The sequence below is a fragment of the Luteibacter sp. 9133 genome (genome assembly GCF_000800155.1).
In the GTDB taxonomy this organism is placed as follows: Bacteria; Pseudomonadota; Gammaproteobacteria; order Xanthomonadales; family Rhodanobacteraceae; genus Luteibacter; species Luteibacter mycovicinus.
In genome coordinates this window covers 3,779,484-3,798,810 of record NZ_JUHO01000001.1, presented here as the reverse complement: position 1 = coordinate 3,798,810, position 19,327 = coordinate 3,779,484, and the positions used below count along the sequence as shown (strand labels likewise).

Genomic DNA, 19,327 nt, shown 5'->3' with positions numbered 1-19,327 from the left:
CCTCAGGCGATGACGAACATCGGTTCGTCGAATTCGACCGGCTGACCGTTCTCGATCAGCACGGCGACGACGGTACCGGCCACATCGGCCTCGATCTGGTTGAACATCTTCATGGCTTCGATGATGCCGAGCGTCTCACCGGCCTTGACCTGCTGGCCGACGACGGCGAACGCCGGTGCGCCCGGGGTCGAAGCGGAGTAGAACGTGCCGACCATCGGCGCCTTCACCACGTGACCGGCCGGAAGGCCGGACTCGGCGGGTGCCGCCGCGGGTGCCGAGGCAGCCGCGGCCGGTGCCGCTGCCGCGGGAGCGGCGGCCGCCGGAGCCGGCGCCGCATACATCGGCTGGGCGACGGCGGTGCCCTTCGGCACGCGGGACAGACGGACGACTTCTTCGCCTTCCTTGATTTCCAGCTCGGCGAGGTTGGATTCCTCGAGCAGGTCGATGAGCTTCTTGATCTTGCGCAGGTCCATGGGGCAACCCTTAGTCGGTGGTGGAGGTGCGGGCGCCGTCTGGCGCGCCGCGAAGGGGAATTCAGGCGGCGGGTACGGCCAGTCGGAGAAGTGCGGCTTCGAGCGCCAGGCGGTAGCTGTCGCCGCCGAAACCGCAGATCACGCCCGCGGCGATATCGGACACATAGGAGTGGTGCCGGAACGCTTCACGCGCGTGCGGATTGGACAGGTGGATCTCGATGAACGGGATCGCCACGCCGGCCAGCGCGTCGCGCAGGGCGATCGAGGTATGCGTGAAGGCGGCGGGGTTGATCAGGATCCAGGCCACGCCTTCGTCGCGGGCCTGATGCACCCGGGCGATCAGCTCATGCTCGGCATTGGACTGGAACCAGCTCAGGTCGTGCCCGGCCGCCTGTGCGCGGCCTTGCAGCGAGCTGTTGATGTCGGCGAGCGTCTCACGCCCGTAGACCGACGGCTCGCGAACGCCGAGGAGATTGAGGTTAGGTCCATGAAGGACAAGGATCCTGGCCACGCTTCACCTGTGCCGTAGGTCCGGAAATCCGGAACGCCGCGCAGTGTGCGCCTGTCCCCCGGACTTGTCCAGTTCGGTGAAGATCGGCGCAGTTCGCTGGAGATCGCGACTTTCCACACGCTCCCGTATGGTCTTGACTAGGGCTCGGGGAACAATGCCTGCCATCCCTCGTGCCCGAGCTTGTCCAGCGTGGCCATGTTGGCCTCGAAAATACTGGCCGCCTCCGGAAACGCGGCGACCGCCCGGTCGATGCTGGCTTCGCGCAGCAGGTGCAGGGTCGGGAACGGCGACCGGTTGGTGTAATTGGTGATGTCGTCCGGTGCGGTACCTTCGAACTGAAAGTCCGGATGAAAGCTGGCTACCTGGATCTCGCCGTCCAGCGAGAGCTCGGCCACCGTTTCGTCGGCGATCTCCAGGAATTCGTTGAAGTCCATGAAGTCGCCGAGGACGCGCGGGTGAATCAGCAGCGTGGTGTCGATCGTCTCCGGATCGCTGTCCCGCAGGCGTTTGAGTTCCCGCACCAGATCGTCATGCAGTTGCAGGGGTTGCTCCGCCTCGCTGACGACGAAGCGGATCTGGCCCTTCCTGTGCACGGCCTTGGCGAACGGGCACAGATTGAGGCCGATAACGGCACGTTCGAGCCAGCGGCGGGTCGCATCGATCGCCTGGTCGTCTGAAAGCGGGGCATCCATGGTGGAGTTCTCCGGGAGATCTAAGGCGCGAGCCATTCGTCGATCTCGGCCGCGCTGAAGCCGCCGAGTTTGCGCCGCAGGATACGCCCGTCGTCGCCGATGAGGATGCTGTAGGGCAGAACCCGCCGCGTATTGCCGAAGGAGAGCGAGCTGCCGGGGGCGTCGCTGTCGACCAGCAGCACGGGGTAGTTCACCGGGCGCCCGGCGAGATAGCGTGCCGCATCGGCGGCGGTGTCCTCGGCCACGCCCAGGATGGCGACCTTGCGACCGTGGTCGCGGTCCGAGGCGGCGCTCAGGAGTGGCATCTCACGCCGGCAAGGGGCGCACCACGAAGCCCAGAAGTTGATCAGCACGCGTCTGCCTCGCCATTCGGACAGGCGATGGGGCGTGCCGTCGATAGCGACGTAGGTGACGTCGGGCGCGACATCGCCCACCTCGGCCACCGTCATCCCGTCCGGGGGCGACGGATTGGCGCGGCGGTGCTCGACATACAGGCCGACCGTTGCCCCGGCGATCGCCAGGGCCACGATCCAGAAGGTCGGGCCGCGTGTCACGAGCCCGACGCGGTATCGAGCGCCTTCGCCACGCCGTCGTAAGTCAGGACGGTGGACAGCTTCCTGCCGTCGCCGCCACCCTTCGGATAGACGACGTACAACGGCACGCCTACCGAGTGGAACTGCTCCAGATACGCGGCGATGGGCGCATTGACGTCGGTCCAGTCACCCTTCATGTAAACGGTGCCCGTGCGCTTGAGCAGGTCCCTGAACGCGTCGGTGTCCAGCACGGCCTTTTCGTTGGCCTTGCAGGTGATGCACCAGTCGGCGGTCATGTCGACCAGCACCGGCGTGCCCGCGGCACGAAGTTCCGCGAGCTTGTCGGCCGAGTAAGGCACCGAGCCGTCGCTGGCCGTGGCGGTGGTCGTCGCTGCGGGAAGGCCATGCACCGTCCACAGCGCGGCCATGGCGCCGACAGCCAGCACGGCGGTGAAGACCCATGAGAGCGCGCTACGACGGCTGCGGCCGTACCACCACAGCGCCATCGCCAGCAGTACGCCGCCTGCCAGCACCAGCGCCGTCGCGTCGGCACCACGCTGCTTGGTCAGTACCCACAACAGCCACACCGCGGTGAGGTACATCGGGAAGGCCAGTGCCTGCTTCAGCGTTTCCATCCAGCGGCCGGGGCGTGGCAGCAGGCGGGCGACGGCCGGCACGAAGCCGATGAGCAGGAAGGGCAGGGCGAGGCCCAGGCCGAGTGCCAGGAAGATCAGGAAGGCGATCGCCACGGGTGCCGCGAAGGCGAAGGCGATCGCCGAACCCATGAACGGCGCGGTGCACGGGCTGGCGACCACCACGGCCAGCACGCCCGTGAAGAAATCGCCCGAGGCGCCGGAGCGCGAGGCGAGGCCGCTGCCGATGTTGCCCAGCGAACCGCCGATCTCGAACACGCCCGACATCGACAGGCCCACGGCGAGCATGACGTAGACCAGCAGGCCGATGGCGACCGGCTGCTGGAACTGGGCGCCCCACTGGATCCCGTGGCCGGCGGCACGGATGGCGACGATGATCACGCCGAGCGCGGCGAAGGCGACGAGCACGCCGGCGGTGTACCAGAGCGCGTGCTTGCGCGCGGCAGCGGGGCTTTCGCCACTTTCCAGCACCGTGATCGCCTTCAGCGACAGCACGGGCAGGACGCAGGGCATGAGGTTGAGCACCAGGCCGCCCAGCAGGGCGAGCCCGATCGCGGCGATGAAGCCGACCGGCGCATCGGAGGCGGCGGGCGTCAGGCCGGCCGGCGGCGGGGTGGGCGCCACCTCGGCCGGGGCGCTGGCCTGAGGCGCCTCGGTGGCGCCGCCGATCGTGGCCGCGTGGGTGGCGAGATCGACGCTGACCCGGCGGGTCATTACCGGGTAGCAGATGCCGTTCTCGAGGCAGCCCTGATAGGCCACGTCGACATCGACCTTGCCGCTCTTGCCCGCGCCGGTAAGCGGCACCGGCACTTCGACTTGGTCGAAATAGACGATGGTGTCGCCGAAGTGCTCATCGTGATGGGCGGTGCCACTCGGCCAGTCGGGCTCGCCCGCGCTGACACCGGCCGGCGAGACCACCTTGAGTTCGGTCTTGTCGCGGTAGAGGTAATAGTCCTTCGGCATCGTCCAGCGCAGCAGCAGGCTGTCGCCGCCCTTGACCAGCGCCTCGAAACGGAAGGCCTGATCGGCGGGCAGTGCCTGGGCTTCGGTACCCGGCAGCGAAGCCGGCGCCCCCAGCAGCGAAGCGCCGCCGGCAGCGGCTGGCGGCGCGCCGGCGGGTGCCGCGGCCGGGATGGTCGACGGGCCGCCGATCGTGAGCTTCAGGTGCTCGGTGTTCGGCGGGTAGCAGATCTTCGGCTCGACCTCGTGGCAGCCCTGGTACTGGACGTCGAGCGCGAGCGTCTTCGTCGCGGCGTCGGCGAGCGTATAGGGCACGGTCGCGTCGATCTCGCCGTGGTAGATCTCCACGTCGCCGAGGTATTCGTCGTGCTTTTTGAGACCGTCCGGGAGGGTCGGCTGGCCCAGCGTGGCGCCGGCGTCCGCCGCCTTGATCCTGATCCGGCCGCGGTAGAGGTAATAGTCGGGCGCGATGGTCCAGTGAAGCCTGACCGAACCGGGCTGGCTCGCGTCGGAGGTGAGATGGAAGGCCTGGGTGACCGGCAGCAGGTCGTCTTCGGGATCCTGCGCGAAGGCCGGGGAAACGGCGAGCAACAGGCCGAGGGAGGCGACGAGCTTCCGCGCGAGGCGGGATAGCGGCGACATGGGGCTCTCCAGTAAGGCGTTGGTCATTATGACCGGGCAAACTCCAGCTGGCTTGCATCGGCGCCGGATGCTTTTTTGCACCGCGGCCCTTGAACGGTCCGCCGCCGCCGCCATCTGTCGACCATCCAGATAGTTCTTCCGATCCCGGGGCTGTTCTGGCTAAAATTCTGGCACTCACCCTGGGCAAGTGCTAACAGGGTGGCCTAAATTCCTTTCCCGTCAAACACATGTTTGGAGAAGTCATGAGCAAACTGCGCCCGCTGCACGATCGCGTCATCGTCAAGCGTCTCGAAGAAGAGCGCGTCTCGGCCGGTGGCATCGTCATCCCCGACAGCGCCACCGAGAAGCCCACCCGCGGCAAGGTCATCGCCGCCGGTACCGGCCTGCTGCTCGCCAGCGGCCAGCTCCGCCCCATGGGCGTGAAGGAAGGCGACGTGGTCCTGTTCGGCAAGTACGCCGGTCAGGAAATCAAGGTCGACGGCGAAGAGCTGGTCTTCCTGAAGGAAGACGACATCGTGGCGGTTCTGGAAGGCTGAGCCCCGGCTCGCCCCGTTCTCCCGACTCCCTCTACCTAACTATTCAAGGATTCAACGATCATGGCATCTAAAGAAGTCCGCTTCGGCGAAGACGTCCGCGCCCGCATGCTGAAGGGTGTCAACACCCTCGCCAACGCGGTGAAGGTCACCCTGGGCCCGAAGGGCCGCAACGTCGTGCTCGAGAAGAGCTTCGGCGTCCCGACCGTCACCAAGGACGGCGTCTCGGTCGCCAAGGAAATCGAGCTCGCCGACAAGTACGAGAACATCGGCGCGCAGATCGTGAAGGAAGCCGCCTCGAAGACCTCCGACGTGGCCGGTGACGGCACCACGACCGCGACCGTCCTCGCCCAGGCGTTCATCCAGGAAGGCCTCAAGGCCGTTGCCGCCGGCATCAACCCGATGGACCTCAAGCGCGGTATCGACCAGGCCGTCTCGGCCGCCGTCGGCGAGCTGAAGAAGCTGTCCAACCCGACCGCCGACGACAAGGCGATCGCCCAGGTCGGTACGATCTCGGCCAACTCCGATGCCAACATCGGTGACATCATCGCCACGGCGATGGGCAAGGTCGGCAAGGAAGGCGTGATCACGGTCGAAGAAGGTTCGGGCCTCGAGAACGAACTCGACGTCGTCGAAGGCATGCAGTTCGATCGCGGCTACCTGTCGCCGTACTTCATCAACAATCAGCAGTCGCAGCAGGTTGAGCTGGACGACCCGTTCATCCTCATCCACGACAAGAAGATCTCGAACGTCCGTGAGCTGCTCCCGGTGCTCGAGGCTGTCGCCAAGGCCGCCAAGCCGCTGCTGATCGTCGCCGAGGAAGTCGAGGGCGAAGCCCTGGCCACGCTCGTCGTCAACACGATCCGTGGCATCGTCAAGGTCGCCGCCGTCAAGGCGCCGGGCTTCGGCGATCGTCGCAAGGCCATCCTGGAAGACATCGCCCAGCTGACGGGCGGCACGGTCATCTCCGAGGAAGTGGGTCTGGCTCTGGACAAGGCCACCATCAACGATCTGGGTCGCGCCAAGCGCGTCGTGATCACGAAGGAAAACACCACGATCATCGACGGTGCCGGCGATGCCGAAGGCATCCAGTCGCGCATCAAGCAGATCAAGGCGCAGATCGAAGAGACCTCGTCGGACTACGACCGTGAGAAGCTGCAGGAGCGCGTCGCCAAGCTTGCCGGCGGTGTTGCCGTCATCAAGGTCGGCGCCGCGACGGAAGTCGAGATGAAGGAAAAGAAGGCCCGCGTCGAAGACGCCCTGCACGCCACGCGCGCAGCCGTCGAAGAAGGCGTGGTCCCGGGCGGCGGCGTCGCCCTGATCCGTGCACTCAAGGCGCTCGAAGGCCTCAAGGGCAAGAACACGGACCAGGATCTCGGCATCGCGATCACCCGTCGCACGCTCGAGGCTCCGCTGCGCGCCATCGTCACCAACGCCGGTGAAGAAGCGTCGGTCATCGTCAACCAGGTCAAGGCCGGTGAAGGTAACTTCGGTTACAACGCCGCCACCGGTGAGTTCGGTGACATGATCGCCTTCGGCATCCTGGACCCGACCAAGGTCACGCGTTCGGCCCTGCAGTTCGCGGCGTCGGTCGCCGGCTCGATCATCACGACCGAAGCGGCCGTGACCGAAGTGCCGAAGAAGGACGACGGCGCCGGCCACGGTGCCCCGGGTGGCATGGGCGGCATGGGTGGCATGGACTTCTAAGTCCTCGCCTTCCGGCTCGCTGTACGAAAGAGGCCCCGCTTGCGGGGCCTCTTTTTTTGCTTCGATGTGACTCAGCGCCGTTCGCGGTTCAGTACGCGATGGTCGCCGATGTCGGCGTCGTGCTCAGTCCGTAATTGCACTGCGGATCGATGCCCGACGTATCGCTACCCTGCCACGGCGGTGACGCCACGCGCTGGTTGTTGCGGTCGTAGACCTCGATGTCATGGAAGGTGATCGGTCCTCCGGGATACTGCCCGCACGTCGCGACGCTGTACACCTCGAGCACACCACCGAAGACCCAGGTCAGATCCGCATACGGATTGGTCGTCAGCGAGCTGGTCTGGCCCGTGGTCGTGTTGCGCGAGTCGATCTTCCACGTCGAACAGGCTTCGCCCGCCGCGCATGTGGAGTATGTATCGCCCACGACGTTGTCACCTGCGCTTGCCGGTATCGGATCGCTGTGGAACGTCGTGCCGTCGACACAGCAGTTCCAGCTCGCCAGCGTCCACGCCTTGTCGCCGTAACCGTTCCAGCCAAGCACGGGCTGAAGGATGGACTGCACGTTGGGCAACTGTTCCAGGCCGGGGAAGAAATAGATCACCTGGTCGCTCTGCGTCGTCGGCGCACTGGGCACCGTCCACGTGGCCACGATACGACCGATCGGCGTGCTGCTCGCATAGTTCGCCGACTGCACCCAGCCGCTCTGCGTCGGCGGCGGCGTCGCCGCGGACCTTAGGGTATGGCGGCCGTCCGCTTCGACGCGCTCGCCCTGTAACGTGAAATTGGCCTTGCCGCAGGTAGCGGCTTTCTCCGTCGTGCCCGAGGCACGTTTAATCAGACCGTTTTTCTGGAGCTGGTCGCCTGCGTGCACGGTGGCGACGCAGTCGGGTGAGAAATAACCATTGGGTGTGACGACGTAATCGTCCGGAACGCCCGCGGGCTTCGCGGTGGCCGGCATGGCGCCGACGCGGGTGAGTTGAAGCGCGGGCGCTGCCTGCGACGTATCCGCCGCGCTGGCGCTCAGCGTTACGGAGAACATGGCCGCGATGATGCCCGCGCGCGCCACAACCCTGCCGATTGAAGCGAACCTCTTCATGCGTACGACTCCTGCGTTGGAAGGATATCGTCCATGTGCCGACGACCGGATGATCGACGTGCGTCCCCCAGGCTCCTTTGCACTACGACGAGTGCAGAGCCACGCTAACAGTGCGGTGACAGGTATTTTGTGACGCAGGCGCTATTTGAATGACAAATAGCTACGTATGCCATTTTTGCGCACGAAACCTTTGACCGCGGCCTACTGTCCCGCACCGGACGCCGCGGCTTCTTCGGCTTCACCGGGCTGACGAGCGACCAGGTTCGGATCGGGCTGCGCGTATTTCGCCACCAGTGGATCGAGTTTCCGCTTCATGCGCAGCATCGCGACGTTGCGCATCGAGGTGTCGCTGAATTTCAGGCCGGCGTCTTCAGGCGCTTCCCTCGCATCGGGTGCGTGTGTCAGGGCCGCCAGTTGCCCACCGACGACCTGCGTCAGCGCAAAGTAGGCATCGTCATGCACGCCCGCCTGTTCCAGCAGTTTCCCCGGCAGCATCCACGATGCCAGATCGGTCTTTACCGGAGCGGGGCCGTCCTCGTGTGCGTCGATCAGGATGTACGGCACGGTCTGGGTCAGCATGTCGCGACCGTTGGTGAAGCCAGCCTTGGCGTAAGTCTCGGTCAATGCGGGCAGGTGGTCGCCGTAAAACAGCAGGAGCGTCGGACGCTCGCGCTGCTTCAGGAGCTCGGCGAGGCGTCCGAGCTCGGCGTCCGCGTGACGCATGTGATAGATGTAATTGCGCAGCTGCAGCTTGGCATCATCGCTGATGCCATCCGGCACGGGAATGGCGTCGCGCTCCTTCGTGTCGATGTTCACCGATTTGTCGTAGGGCCCATGTGCTTCCATGCTGATGGCGAAGACGAACCGGGGCGGCCCGTCATTCTTCAGCTGGCTCATGATTTCGTCGGTCATGGCGCTGTCGGCCATGTATTCGCCGTCTTTGCGGAAGCCCTTCGGGAAATCGGGCTGCGAAACGAAGCGATCGAAACCCAGCGATCTGAAGGCGGCCGTGCGGTTCCAGAAGCCGGCGTCGTTGCCATGCACGGCGATGGTTTCGTAGCCGTGCGAGCGCAGTACGCGGACCATGCCCGGCATGACACCGGCCTGCATCTGCAGATACGGGAATTGCATGGTCGGGAAGTAGCGCAGCGACAAGCCGGTCAGGACTTCGAATTCGGTGCGGATGGTTCCGCCGCCAAAGGTCGGTACGTGCAGCTGGCCCGTGCTGGCATGCTCGGCCAGGCGATGCAGGTTGGGCGCGAAGTCCTCCTGCTCGATGCCCCTGATGACGCTGGGGTCGAAGAAGGACTCGCTCTGCACGATCACGATATCAGGCGTTTGTCGGCCATTGGTGGCGGCCTCCGCCATGTGCTGGCGCAGGTCGCCGCCGGTCGCGGCAATGAATTGCTCGGCCTCGGCGGGATCCGCTTTCTCCTTCTTGCCCGCGTTCTGCAGGCGGAACTGCATGATCGTGGTCACGACGCCGTTGTAGCCCGCGTTGGACGCGGCCGACCACGGCTGCATGCCAAGCCGGTCCTTGTTGTACATCTTCGACCACGCGGGAACGCCCGCGAGTAGCGTGCCGATCAATGCAAAAAGGGTAAGCCCGGTGATCAGTCGACGCCCGTGCGTGCGGCGCGCGAACAGCGCCGGCTCGAACCGGGCGACGATCGCGATGAGGCCGATGGTGCCGAGGATCGCGAGATACGGCAGGGGGCTCGAGGGCAGGTAGCCGCCTAGCAGGTGCAGGCCACCATTCTTCAGCTGACCCACCATGCGGAAATCCGCAGGTAACAATGGCGAGCCGAGATTCTTCATCTTGATGGCGCTCACCGCGAGCACGGCGCCCTGCACCATGAACGCGACGCCGAACGACAGCCATGCCCGTCGGGTCAGCACCAGAAGCAGAAAGGCGAGCATGAGCCCCGGCAAGGCGTTGGCGAACAGGTGCCAAGGGCGGTCGGCCCAGGCACTGCTGGCGACGCCGGGATTCCCATCGAGGAACCCGGTATAGAGAACGAACGCGACCGCGAGCAGGAGCGGCAAGGCGACCCGTCCGGCGATGTTACGCCAACGCGTTGAATTGACAGTCATAACGTCCTCTTGTCACGCCCCTGTCAGCGAGGGGGTAGGGACTGTAACGCAACGGACATGAACCGGTTGTCAGGCGGATGCGCCATGTCGCGACGAAAAAAGGTCATGATTCGTAAGAAAAATCTGAATCCTCTCACCCGGCCGCCACAGGCCTCGTCTCGGGCACAATGACCGCCTCATGAACGCTTCCACGCCAACACCGCGCGAAAGTCCCGAGCTTCGCGCCCTGATCGACCACCGTTACGCCGACGTGATGGCGGCGTGTCGCGCCGCACGCATCCCCCTGCACGATGACGCGGGCGTCGCCGAGCGTATCCGCCGCACGCTTCTCGCCTCGGACTTCGCTTTCGATGTCCTGCGACGTCAGCCCGAGTTGCTTGCGCCAGCGGGACTGGAGCGACTGCGCGGCAATGCCGATGCGAGCACGCGCGCCACCTCGCTCGATCTGCCCGCCGACGAAGATCGCTGTATGGCGATGCTGCGCCGTTTCCGGCACGCGGAGGCGCTGCGTATCGTGTTTCGCGACGTCAATGGGCTCGACGATGTCGATGACACTTTGTCGTCGACGAGCGCGCTGTATGAAACGCTGCTGTCGGCCGCCCTGCGCTGGTCGGAGCACTCGTTGCATGCGCGCTTCGGTCGCCCCCGCGATGCGGCCGGTGTCGAACAGCGCATGGTCGTGATCGGCTTCGGCAAGCTGGGGGGCAACGAACTCAATTTCTCCTCGGATATCGATCTCGTGCTCGCCTACGCGTCCGGAGGTGAGACCGACGGCTCGCGTCCACTCGACAATGGCGAGTATTTCATTCGGGAAACGCGACAGCTCGTACGGCTGCTGGCCGAGCCGACGGTCGACGGCATCTGTGCCCGTGTCGACCTGCGATTGCGTCCGTTCGGCAACGCCGGGCGGCTGGCGTTGCCTTTCGCCGCTATGGAGCAGTACTACCAGCGCGAAGGCCGTGACTGGGAACGCTACGCGTGGATCAAGGCGCGACCGGTGGCGGGCGATCGCACGGCCGGTCGCGAATTGCAGGACATGCTGCGGCCGTTCGTTTACCGGCGCTATCTCGATTACACGGCGTTCGCCGGGCTGCGCGAGATGAAGTCGCTGATCGATGCGGAGGTGGCGCGGAAAGACCTTGCCGGCAACCTGAAGCTGGGTCCCGGTGGTATTCGCGAAATCGAATTCGTGGTGCAGCTCACCCAGATGATTCGCGGCGGTCGCGACCCGGCCCTTCGCGTGCGGGGACTGCTTCCCGCCCTGCGGGCGTGCGAGGCAAAGGGCTATATCCCCAAGGCGCGCGCGAAGCTGTTGCGCGAGGCTTACCTCTTCCTGCGCCTTCTGGAGAATCGTGTGCAGATGTTGCGCGACGCGCAGACGCACGATATTCCGGACGACGAGCTGTCGCGCGAGCGCCTGGCGCTGGGTCTGAACTACCCGTCGTGGGATGCGCTGGCCGAAGTCCTGACTCGTCACCGCGACGCGGTCTCGGCGGAATTCGCCACGGTGCTGGTGCCGCAGGCAGGCGGAAAAGCCGTCGCGCCCGCCGCCGACGTGGAGTTGTGGGAGGCCGCGCGGGACGAATCGCTGGTGGCGGCGACAATGGAAGCCTCCGGTTTCCGGCCCGGACAGGACGTGGCGTCGGAGCTGATCAAGTTGCCTCGTGCGGCATCGGTGCGGTCGATGTCGGCACGTTCGTCCGAGCGCCTGCAGCGGCTCATGCCGCAGCTGATCGGTGCCGCCCGCAGCAGTGCGTCGCCGGCATCGAGTCTGTTGCGCATGCTGCGCCTGGTGCAGGCCGTTGCGCGCCGTTCGTCGTATCTCGCGCTGCTCGACGAGCAGCCCAGTGCGCGCCGTCGTGTCGCCACAGTCTTTGCGGACAGCGCGTTCCTTGCCGAGCGGGTGATTGCGCAGCCGCTGTTGCTCGACGACGTGCTCGATCCGCGCATCGATCAGCTGCCGCTGAAGCGCGCGGACATCGCAGTGGAGATGGCCCGCTCGCTGGGCACGCTCGACGAGCGCGACGCCGAGCACGAACTCGAGCGCATCAATGAATTCCGGTCCAGTATCGCCTTCCGGCTGGGTCTCGCTTTCAACGACGGTCGTGCCGACGCGACCGCCACGGCGCGTCGTCTCGCCGGACTGGCCGAGGCGGTGGTCGCCGCGGTGCTGGCGCTCGCCACGCGCGAACTGACCGCTCAGCACGGGCGCCTTCCCGGGGAGGGCAGCGGCTTCGCCGTGCTCGGCTACGGCAGCCTGGGCGGTGAAGAGCTGGGCTTCGCCTCCGATCTCGATCTTGTCTTCGTCTATGACGGCAAGCGCGCCAATGCGATGAGCGATGGCCCGCGTCCGGTCGATGGCACCCGGTGGTATCAGCGTCTCGCCCAGCGTGTCATGCACTGGCTGAGCGCGCAGACGCATGCCGGCAAGCTCTACGATGTCGACACGCGTCTGCGGCCGGACGGTTCGAAGGGGTTGCTGGTCGCCAGCGTGGATGCCTTCGAGGCCTATCAGCGCGATCGCGCCTGGACCTGGGAGCATCAGGCGCTCCTGCGGGCTCGTCCGGTTGCCGGCGACGCGCGCGTGGGTGGCCAGCTGGCGGAGATCCGTCGGGAGATTCTTGCGACGCAGCGGGACGGTGTCCGGGTGTTCGCTGAAGTCAGCGCCATGCGGAGTCGCTGGCGCGGCGAGCGCGACCGGTCGGATGCCGAACAGGTGGACCTGAAGCAGGGCGTGGGTGCGCTGATCGACATCGAGTTCATCCTGCAGGGCATGGTGCTTGCGCACGCCGCCAGCTGTCCGCCCATTCTGGATACGCCGGCCAGCAGCAGCCTGATCGACGTGCTGCGCGAGCAGGGGCTGCTGACCCAGTCGCAGGCGGATACGCTGCACCTGGCCCATGCGGATCTGCTCCAGGCGGGACTTACCTGCACGCTCGATCTCCGTTCGCGCATCGCGACCCGTACCCCGTCGCTCAGACGGGTGCTCGCTGGCGTGAGCCAGGTCGCGTCGGAGCTCGGCTTCGAGTTCGGTACGGCCGAGATCGCGTCGCAGGCTGTCTGAAGGGCCCGGCCGGCGGTATGCTGTCCGGCCGTCCACGGACCGATAACCGATGACCCGACTTCCGTTGCTGATCGACACCGACCCCGGCGTGGATGACGCGCTGGCGATCCTCATGGCGCACGCGCATACCGATGTCGCCGCCCTGACGGTTGCCGCGGGCAACGTAGGCCTCGGTCATACGGTGCGTAACGCCCGTACGCTGGTCGAACTGATCGGAGCGACGACGCCTGTGTTCGGCGGATGCCCGTCCCCGCTGGTGCGTGCGCCCGATGAGGACGCCGCGTTCGTCCACGGCGCCGATGGCTTTGGCGATGTCGGCTTTCCTGAGCCCCAGCATGTCGCGGAGGCCGAGCACGCCGCGCTCGCCCTGATCCGCCTGACCCGGGAACGTCCGGACGAGCTCACGCTCGTCGCACTGGGTCCCCTGACGAACCTGGCTCTGGCCGTGCGTCTGGACCCGACGCTGCCTGCGCGCGTGAAGCGCCTGGTCATCATGGGCGGCGCCGTCACCGGTCACGGCAACACGGGGAAGATTCCCGCCGAGTTCAATATCGGATTCGATCCCGAGGCGGCGCACGTCGTCTTCGAGGCATTCGAGCACTTCGATCTGGTGGACTGGGAGGCGACCGTCCGTCACGCCTTCCCCGACGAGGTCTACGAGCGCTGGGTCGCCTCCGGCGATAAGCGCGCCTCGTTCTTCGAGAAGATTTTCGCGACGGCCCGCCGCTTCAACGCCGAGCACGAGCGTACCGGGTTCATCGCGGCCGACGCGCTGGCCATGGCCGTGGCACTGGATCCCGCCATGATCGTGCGCGCCGAAACCCGCCACGTCGCCATCGAGCTCGACGGGCGCCTCACGCGTGGCGCTACCGTGGTCGACTGGCATGGCCGTCTCGGCGGCCAGCCGAACGCCCGCATCGTGCTCGAGGTCGACCATGCCCGCTTCGGCGAGCTGATCGCGGGCGCACTGGGCGCCGTGTGAGATCCCGCCCGGGGTCCCGGCTTGCACGACCCCGGACCCCGGGCTACAATGCCGCTCTTTTCACCCCGCTATTTCTCAGGTTCAAGCCATGAAAGAGAACATTCATCCGAAGTACCAGTCGGTGGTCTTCCAGGACCTTTCGTCCGATTTCGCGTTCCTGACGCGTTCGACGATGTCCTCCAAGGAGACCGTCAAGTGGGAAGACGGTAACGAGTACCCGGTCATCAAGCTCGATATCTCGAGCCACTCGCACCCGTTCTATACCGGTAAGCAGAAGACGCTGGACATCGGCGGTCGCGTCGACAAGTTCCGTCAGCGCTACGGTCAGAAGTAAGACCGCACCATCCGCGCGCCGCCTGCGGGGTGGCGTGTCGCGAGGATAGAGGACACGGGGCGAGCCCATGGCTTGCCCCGTGTCTTTTTGCGTGTGCGATTTACACGCGGGCCTAACGGACGTTTGAATCGTCGCTGTGTGATAATGGGGAACTTCGGTCGCGGGTTGCGGCCGGTACGGGACCTTCCCCAGGGTGCCGTTATTCCAACCATTGCTACGTCGTTCCATTGCGTGGAGCGGCGGGAACAAGCACAGAGGAGCTCGCCGTGTCCGACGCCAAAACCGTCAAATTGGTCGATGAATCCAACAAGCCCGTGAGCGAACTGCCGGTCATCGGCGGCACGCTCGGCGCCGAGTGCGTCGACATCGGCACGCTGTACAAGGACACCGGTTACTTCACGTACGATCCGGGTTACGGCAGCACCGCCAGCACCAAGAGCGCCATTACGTACATCGACGGCGACAAGGGTGTCCTGTTGTACCGCGGCTACCCGATCGAACAGCTGGCCGAGAAGTCCACCTTCCTTGAGACCTCGTACCTGCTGCTCAACGGCGAACTGCCGACGAAGCCGGAGTTCGAGAAGTTCTCCGGTGAGGTCACGCATCATTCGATGATGCACGAGAACCTTAAGGACTTCCTCAAGGGTTTCCATCACAACGCGCATCCGATGGCCATGCTGGCCGCGTCGATCGCGTCGCTGTCGGCGTTCTATCACGACAAGCTCGATGTCGATAACCCGGAAGACCGCAAGCTCGCCGCCATCCGTCTGATCGCCAAGATGCCGACCATTTCGGCCGCTATCTACCGTCATTCGATCGGCTGGCCGACGCGCTACCCGCGCAACAACCTCGAGTATGTCACCCGCTTCCTGCACACCATGTTCGAAGTGCCGAGCGAGCCGCTCGAACTGAACCCGGTGGTCGCCAAGGCGCTCGACCTGCTCTTCATCCTGCACGCCGATCACGAGCAGAACGCGTCGACCTCGACGGTCCGTCTGGTCGGTTCGACCGGTGCCAACCCGTACGCGTCCGTTGCCGCCGGCATCACCGCGCTCTGGGGTCCGGCGCACGGTGGCGCCAACGAAGCCGTGCTCAAGCAGCTCGAAGAAATCGGTACCGCCGACAAGGTCGAGACCGCGGTCAAGCGCGCGAAGGACAAGAACGACTCCTTCCGTCTGATGGGCTTCGGTCACCGCGTCTACAAGAACTTCGATCCGCGCGCCAAGATCATCCGCGAGATGTGCCACAAGGTGCTCGAAGAGCTCGGTGTCAACGATCCGCTGCTCGACGTCGCCATGAAGCTGGAAGAAGCCGCGCTGAAGGACGACTACTTCGTGGAGCGCAAGCTCTATCCGAACGTCGACTTCTACTCGGGCATCATCTACAAGGCGCTGGGCATCCCGACCGAGATGTTCACCGTGATGTTCGCCATCGCGCGTACATCGGGCTGGATCTCCCACTGGATCGAGCAGCACGAAACCCCGGGGGCCCGCATCGGCCGCCCGCGTCAGATCTACACCGGTGCCGACGTTCGCGATTACGTCCCGAACGACAAGCGCTAAAAAGAAACCCCGCGAAAGCGGGGTTTTTTTTAGCGCGGTAGGAGCGCGCCCCGCGCACGAAAAGCCAACGGAGCGATGAAGCGGTACCCCGTCACCGCCCTGTTGGCTTTTCGCGCGCGGGGCGCGCTCCTACATGGCCGCGTTGTAAGCGGCTACGTCCTCTTCCGCCAGCAGGTTCTGCACCATCGACGCGGTGGCGCGGCGCATCGGGCGTTCGTCGACACGGTCCAGCGGCGCCTGGCGCAGCGCGTCCAGTGGCAGCACGGTCAGGTCGAACGGGATACCGTCCGCACCGAACAGCAGTACCGGATGTTCGCTCTGTTCGTTGTTGGACCAGCGCAGCCGGCGGGTCTGGGTCTCCAGCGGAATGCCCTGTTCCTGCAGGAACAACACGGGCGCTTCAGGGTCATCGCTGAACAGGTGCAGGCAGACGGCCGAGTGCTCGTCCGCCGTGCCTTCGAGCACCGCGCCGACCAGTCGTGCGTCGAACCCGCGCAGGAACCGCATCGCCTCGATGGCTGCCTCGCGACGTGCCCGCAAGGCCTGTGGCTGCGTATCGGCCTGGAAGATGCGCTGGTGTTCGCGCAACGCGTCTTCGATCTCGTTGTTGCGCGGAAGGGCCTGGGTGTCGACGATACCGAGCCGCTCCGCCGCCTTCAGCTTCGCGTGGTGGAAGTCACGAATGCCATGCTCGCTCATCAGGCGCGCCGCCTCCTGGGCGACGAGGACGCGATGCCGCTGCGTCCGGTCCTGCGCATGGATCTTGTGGTGCTCGCCTCGTGCCATGACTCACCCCCGTGTGGTGTGTAATGTGGACGTATCAGAAGATGTCGTAGGCGTGTTCCTGCTGATCCTCCTGCTGTTTCTGCGCCGCCTGTTCGCGAAGACGATCGACATCCTCGACCTTCATGATTTCGTTCATGCCGCCCGGTGAGGGCAGGCCGGAGCCCGGATCGATCTGCACCGTGGCGATGCCCGGAGGCATGGCCAGCGTATGCGACGGCTTGTCCTTTAGCACGGCGCCCATGTAGTCCATCCAGATCGGCAAGGCCGCCTTGGCGCCGAACTCGCCGCGACCCAGGGAGCCGAAGTCGTCGAAGCCGACCCAGACGGCGGTGGAGACATCGCCGTTGAAGCCGACGAACCACGCGTCGCGGTGATCGTTGGTCGAGCCCGTCTTGCCGGCGATATCGTCGCGACCGAGCGCGCGCGCCGCCGAGCCCGTGCCGCGCTTGACCACGTCCTGCATCAGCGAGGTCACCAGGTAATCGTTGCGCACGTCGATCACGTGCGGCGCCAGCTTGGGCGCCTGCGCGGTATTGTCGTGGGCATCGGCGGGCAACACCGCATCGCCCGTGCCGCTACCGGCGGCCGTGCTCGCGGCGGCGGGCTTGGCCGGGATCAGCGCCGTCGATGGCTGGGTCGGCGGGCCGGCGGGCGTCGGATTGAGCAGGCGCTCCTGGCAATCCGAGCACGCGCGCTCGGGGTTCGCCACGTAAACCGGCTTGCCGTCACGATCGTCGATGCGCGAGATGAAGTAGGGCGTGATGAGGTACCCGCCGTTGGCGAACACCGCATAGCCGCGCGCCATGCTCATCGGCGAGACCGAGGCGGTACCCAGCGCCAGCGAGAGGTTCTGGGGCAGGGCGTCCGGCGTGAAGCCGAAGCGCGTCATGTAATCGCGGGCGAAGCGCAGGCCGATCGCGTCCAGCAAGCGGACGGAGACCAGATTCTTCGACTGCACGAGCGCCTCACGAAGGCGCATGGGACCGGCGAACTTTCCGTCGTCGTTCGCGGGTGTCCACATGCCGTCGGGGCGCGACGGGTCGGGGAAGGCCACCGGCGCGTCGTTGACGATGGATGCGGGTGTGAACCCACGCTCGAACGCGGCCGAGTAGAGATAGGGCTTGAAGCTCGAACCCGGCTGCCGTGCGGCCATGACCGCGCGGTTGAACTTGGACCGTACGAAGCTGAAACCGCCGACCAGTGCGCGGACCGCGCCGTCTTCCGGGTCCAGCGACACGAGGGCGGCCTGCACGGCGGGAATCTGGGTCAGGCGCCACGGCCCCTTGGCTGGCTCCGGATGGGACTCGGTGCTGACCTTGGCGGTATCGGCGGCGCTGGCGTTCTCGGACAGGTCGTCCTTCTCGCTGCGGATCAGGCGGACGATGTCGCCACGCTTGAGCACCGTGTCGACGCGTGTCGGAGCGGCTCCCGCACGCCCTTCGTTCACGTAGGGCCGGGCCCAGGCGATCGACTCGAGGCTGATGGTGGCGGTTTCCTTGGCGGACAGGTACACCGTGGCCTCCTTCGCGCCGGTCGCGGTCACGATGCCGGGCATCATGCCGGCCACGCTCGTGTAGCCCGCGAGAACGCGGTCGTAGTCCTCGGGGCCAGCCTGCGCGGGCAGTTCCTCGTGACCCTCGGGGCCACGATAGCCATGGCGGCGGTCATAGGCGGACAGGCGTCCGCGCAGCGCGTCGTTGGCGGCGGCCTGACTGTCGCTCGGCACGGTGGTGCGCACGACATAACCTTCGGTCAGGGCGTCGTTGCCCAGCTTCTCCAGCACCTGCTGGCGGACCATCTCGGCGAGGTACGGCGCATCGACTTCGATCTGCTGCTCGTGCGGGAAGGCGTCGTTGGGCTCCTTCACGGCCTCGTCGTATTCGGCCTTGGTGATGAACCGGTTCGACAGCATCTGGCCCAGCACCCAGTTGCGCCGGGTGACCAGTCGCGCCTGGTTGTTCAGCGGATTGACCACCGATGGCAACTGGAACGTGGACGCCAGCGACGCGCATTCGGCCACCGTCAGCTGGTCGAGGGTCTTGCCGTAGTAATACGAGGCCGCGGCGGCCAGTCCGTAGGACCGGTGGCCCAGGAACATCTTGTTGATGTAGAGCTCGAGGATCTGGTCCTTGGTCAGCTCGTTCTCCATGCGCAGCGCGATGAAGACTTCCGTCAGCTTGCGCGAATAGAGCTTCTCGGGGCTGAGGAAGAAGTTGCGCGCCACCTGCTGGGTGATGGTCGAGCCGCCGGGTCCCTTGTCACCGCCGGAAACGATCACGTGGATGCCCGCGCGGGCGATGCCGTGCCAGTCGACACCCGGGTGGCTATAGAAATCCCCGTCCTCGGCCGATAAGACAGCATTCTTGAGGCGTGCCGGAACGTCGGCGATGTGGACCGGGACGCGGCGGGTTTCACCGAAGGAGGCGATCAGGCGTCCATCCGAGCTCAGGACTCGTAAGGGAACCTGCATGTGATAGTCGCGCAGGACCGCCACGGAAGGCAGGCGTGGCGCCAGGAGCCAGTAGGCGACGCCGATGGCGCCCGCCACGAAAAGGATGCCGGCCAGGGCGAGATACAGCGCGATGCGCAGCAGACGCTTGAGAATTCGCATGGAAGAGAGGGGGTCACCGGCGGATGGGTCGTCGCGGAGTATAGAGCCTCGCCGGGGGGTGGGGCGGGTGACCCGGGTTCGACAGGGTGTGAGA

At 65.8% G+C, this 19,327-nt stretch carries 15 protein-coding genes; 6 read left to right on the top strand and 9 right to left on the bottom strand.

What is annotated here, in order from left to right; all coding sequences use genetic code 11:
- Window positions 1-2: 2 nt before the first annotated feature.
- The 5 genes from accB to FA87_RS16555 all read right to left on the bottom strand — a co-directional run bounded on the left by accB (window position 3) and on the right by FA87_RS16555 (window position 4,464).
- Window positions 3-473, bottom strand: coding sequence for an acetyl-CoA carboxylase biotin carboxyl carrier protein (gene accB / locus FA87_RS16575; RefSeq protein ID WP_036110111.1), 471 nt, complete (start codon window positions 471-473; stop codon window positions 3-5).
- A gap of 61 nt (window positions 474-534) precedes the next feature.
- Entirely contained in the window at window positions 535-984 is a 450-nt protein-coding gene (gene aroQ / locus FA87_RS16570; protein WP_036110114.1) for a type II 3-dehydroquinate dehydratase, read from the bottom strand.
- A 137-nt stretch (window positions 985-1,121) separates the two neighbouring features.
- A complete protein-coding gene (locus FA87_RS16565; RefSeq protein WP_043696101.1) occupies window positions 1,122-1,676 on the bottom strand; it encodes a DUF1415 domain-containing protein in 555 nt (184 codons plus the stop codon).
- A 20-nt stretch (window positions 1,677-1,696) separates the two neighbouring features.
- On the bottom strand, window positions 1,697-2,230 hold the full coding sequence (locus FA87_RS16560; RefSeq protein ID WP_043696098.1) for a TlpA disulfide reductase family protein: 534 nt from the start codon (window positions 2,228-2,230) through the stop codon (window positions 1,697-1,699).
- Window positions 2,227-4,464: a protein-disulfide reductase DsbD gene (locus FA87_RS16555; protein WP_043696095.1), complete on the bottom strand. Its 2,238-nt coding sequence runs from the start codon at window positions 4,462-4,464 to the stop codon at window positions 2,227-2,229. The genes FA87_RS16560 and FA87_RS16555 overlap by 4 nt, the downstream gene beginning before the upstream one ends.
- A 242-nt stretch (window positions 4,465-4,706) precedes the next feature.
- On the opposite strand from FA87_RS16555, the gene FA87_RS16550 reads away from it, so the two are divergent.
- Together FA87_RS16550 and groL are read left to right on the top strand one after the other, a co-directional pair.
- The gene (locus tag FA87_RS16550) at window positions 4,707-5,000 is read left to right on the top strand and encodes a co-chaperone GroES (RefSeq protein ID WP_036110126.1); all 294 of its coding nucleotides are present in this window, start codon (window positions 4,707-4,709) and stop codon (window positions 4,998-5,000) included.
- Between the two features lie 60 nt (window positions 5,001-5,060).
- The gene (gene groL, locus FA87_RS16545) at window positions 5,061-6,704 is read left to right on the top strand and encodes a chaperonin GroEL (RefSeq protein WP_036110129.1); all 1,644 of its coding nucleotides are present in this window, start codon (window positions 5,061-5,063) and stop codon (window positions 6,702-6,704) included.
- 88 nt (window positions 6,705-6,792) lie between these two features.
- On the opposite strand, the gene FA87_RS21220 is transcribed toward groL, so the two are convergent.
- Window positions 6,793-7,800 carry a hypothetical protein gene (locus FA87_RS21220; RefSeq protein ID WP_043696092.1) on the bottom strand — a complete coding sequence of 336 codons (1,008 nt, stop codon included), beginning with the start codon at window positions 7,798-7,800 and terminating at the stop codon, window positions 6,793-6,795.
- A 201-nt stretch (window positions 7,801-8,001) separates the two neighbouring features.
- The gene (locus tag FA87_RS16535) at window positions 8,002-9,894 is read right to left on the bottom strand and encodes an LTA synthase family protein (RefSeq protein WP_052191408.1); all 1,893 of its coding nucleotides are present in this window, start codon (window positions 9,892-9,894) and stop codon (window positions 8,002-8,004) included.
- A gap of 178 nt (window positions 9,895-10,072) precedes the next feature.
- Here FA87_RS16535 and glnE point away from each other — a divergent pair, with 178 nt between their 5' ends.
- From glnE to FA87_RS16515, 4 genes are all read left to right on the top strand, one after another.
- Window positions 10,073-12,958 (top strand): bifunctional [glutamate--ammonia ligase]-adenylyl-L-tyrosine phosphorylase/[glutamate--ammonia-ligase] adenylyltransferase, encoded by a 2,886-nt coding sequence (gene glnE, locus FA87_RS16530; protein WP_043696090.1) that lies wholly within the window; start codon window positions 10,073-10,075, stop codon window positions 12,956-12,958.
- Window positions 12,959-13,007: 49 nt separating this feature from the next.
- Window positions 13,008-13,940 (top strand): nucleoside hydrolase, encoded by a 933-nt coding sequence (locus FA87_RS16525; protein WP_043696087.1) that lies wholly within the window; start codon window positions 13,008-13,010, stop codon window positions 13,938-13,940.
- Window positions 13,941-14,028: 88 nt separating this feature from the next.
- Window positions 14,029-14,274, top strand: coding sequence for a type B 50S ribosomal protein L31 (locus tag FA87_RS16520; RefSeq protein ID WP_036110142.1), 246 nt, complete (start codon window positions 14,029-14,031; stop codon window positions 14,272-14,274).
- A gap of 266 nt (window positions 14,275-14,540) precedes the next feature.
- Entirely contained in the window at window positions 14,541-15,836 is a 1,296-nt protein-coding gene (locus FA87_RS16515) for a citrate synthase (RefSeq protein WP_043696084.1), read from the top strand.
- 129 nt (window positions 15,837-15,965) lie between these two features.
- On the opposite strand, the gene FA87_RS16510 is transcribed toward FA87_RS16515, so the two are convergent.
- Window positions 15,966-16,622 carry a hypothetical protein gene (locus FA87_RS16510; RefSeq protein ID WP_043696081.1) on the bottom strand — a complete coding sequence of 219 codons (657 nt, stop codon included), beginning with the start codon at window positions 16,620-16,622 and terminating at the stop codon, window positions 15,966-15,968.
- Between the two features lie 34 nt (window positions 16,623-16,656).
- Window positions 16,657-19,233 carry a penicillin-binding protein 1A gene (locus FA87_RS16505; protein ID WP_043696079.1) on the bottom strand — a complete coding sequence of 859 codons (2,577 nt, stop codon included), beginning with the start codon at window positions 19,231-19,233 and terminating at the stop codon, window positions 16,657-16,659.
- Between the last annotated feature and the right edge of the window lie 94 nt (window positions 19,234-19,327).

Bases quoted from the DNA above. Each gene is read 5' to 3' on its own strand.
- accB (WP_036110111.1), bottom strand. From the start codon at position 473: ATGGACCTGCGCAAGATCAAGAAGCTCATCGACCTGCTCGAGGAATCC.
- FA87_RS16510 (WP_043696081.1), bottom strand. From the start codon at position 16,622: ATGGCACGAGGCGAGCACCACAAGATCCATGCGCAGGACCGGACGCAG.
- FA87_RS16535 (WP_052191408.1), bottom strand. From the start codon at position 9,894: ATGACTGTCAATTCAACGCGTTGGCGTAACATCGCCGGACGGGTCGCC.
- FA87_RS16505 (WP_043696079.1), bottom strand. From the start codon at position 19,233: ATGCGAATTCTCAAGCGTCTGCTGCGCATCGCGCTGTATCTCGCCCTG.
- glnE (WP_043696090.1), top strand. From the start codon at position 10,073: ATGAACGCTTCCACGCCAACACCGCGCGAAAGTCCCGAGCTTCGCGCC.
- FA87_RS16550 (WP_036110126.1), top strand. From the start codon at position 4,707: ATGAGCAAACTGCGCCCGCTGCACGATCGCGTCATCGTCAAGCGTCTC.
- FA87_RS21220 (WP_043696092.1), bottom strand. From the start codon at position 7,800: ATGAAGAGGTTCGCTTCAATCGGCAGGGTTGTGGCGCGCGCGGGCATC.
- FA87_RS16525 (WP_043696087.1), top strand. From the start codon at position 13,008: ATGACCCGACTTCCGTTGCTGATCGACACCGACCCCGGCGTGGATGAC.
- FA87_RS16520 (WP_036110142.1), top strand. From the start codon at position 14,029: ATGAAAGAGAACATTCATCCGAAGTACCAGTCGGTGGTCTTCCAGGAC.
- FA87_RS16555 (WP_043696095.1), bottom strand. From the start codon at position 4,464: ATGTCGCCGCTATCCCGCCTCGCGCGGAAGCTCGTCGCCTCCCTCGGC.
- FA87_RS16565 (WP_043696101.1), bottom strand. From the start codon at position 1,676: ATGGATGCCCCGCTTTCAGACGACCAGGCGATCGATGCGACCCGCCGC.
- groL (WP_036110129.1), top strand. From the start codon at position 5,061: ATGGCATCTAAAGAAGTCCGCTTCGGCGAAGACGTCCGCGCCCGCATG.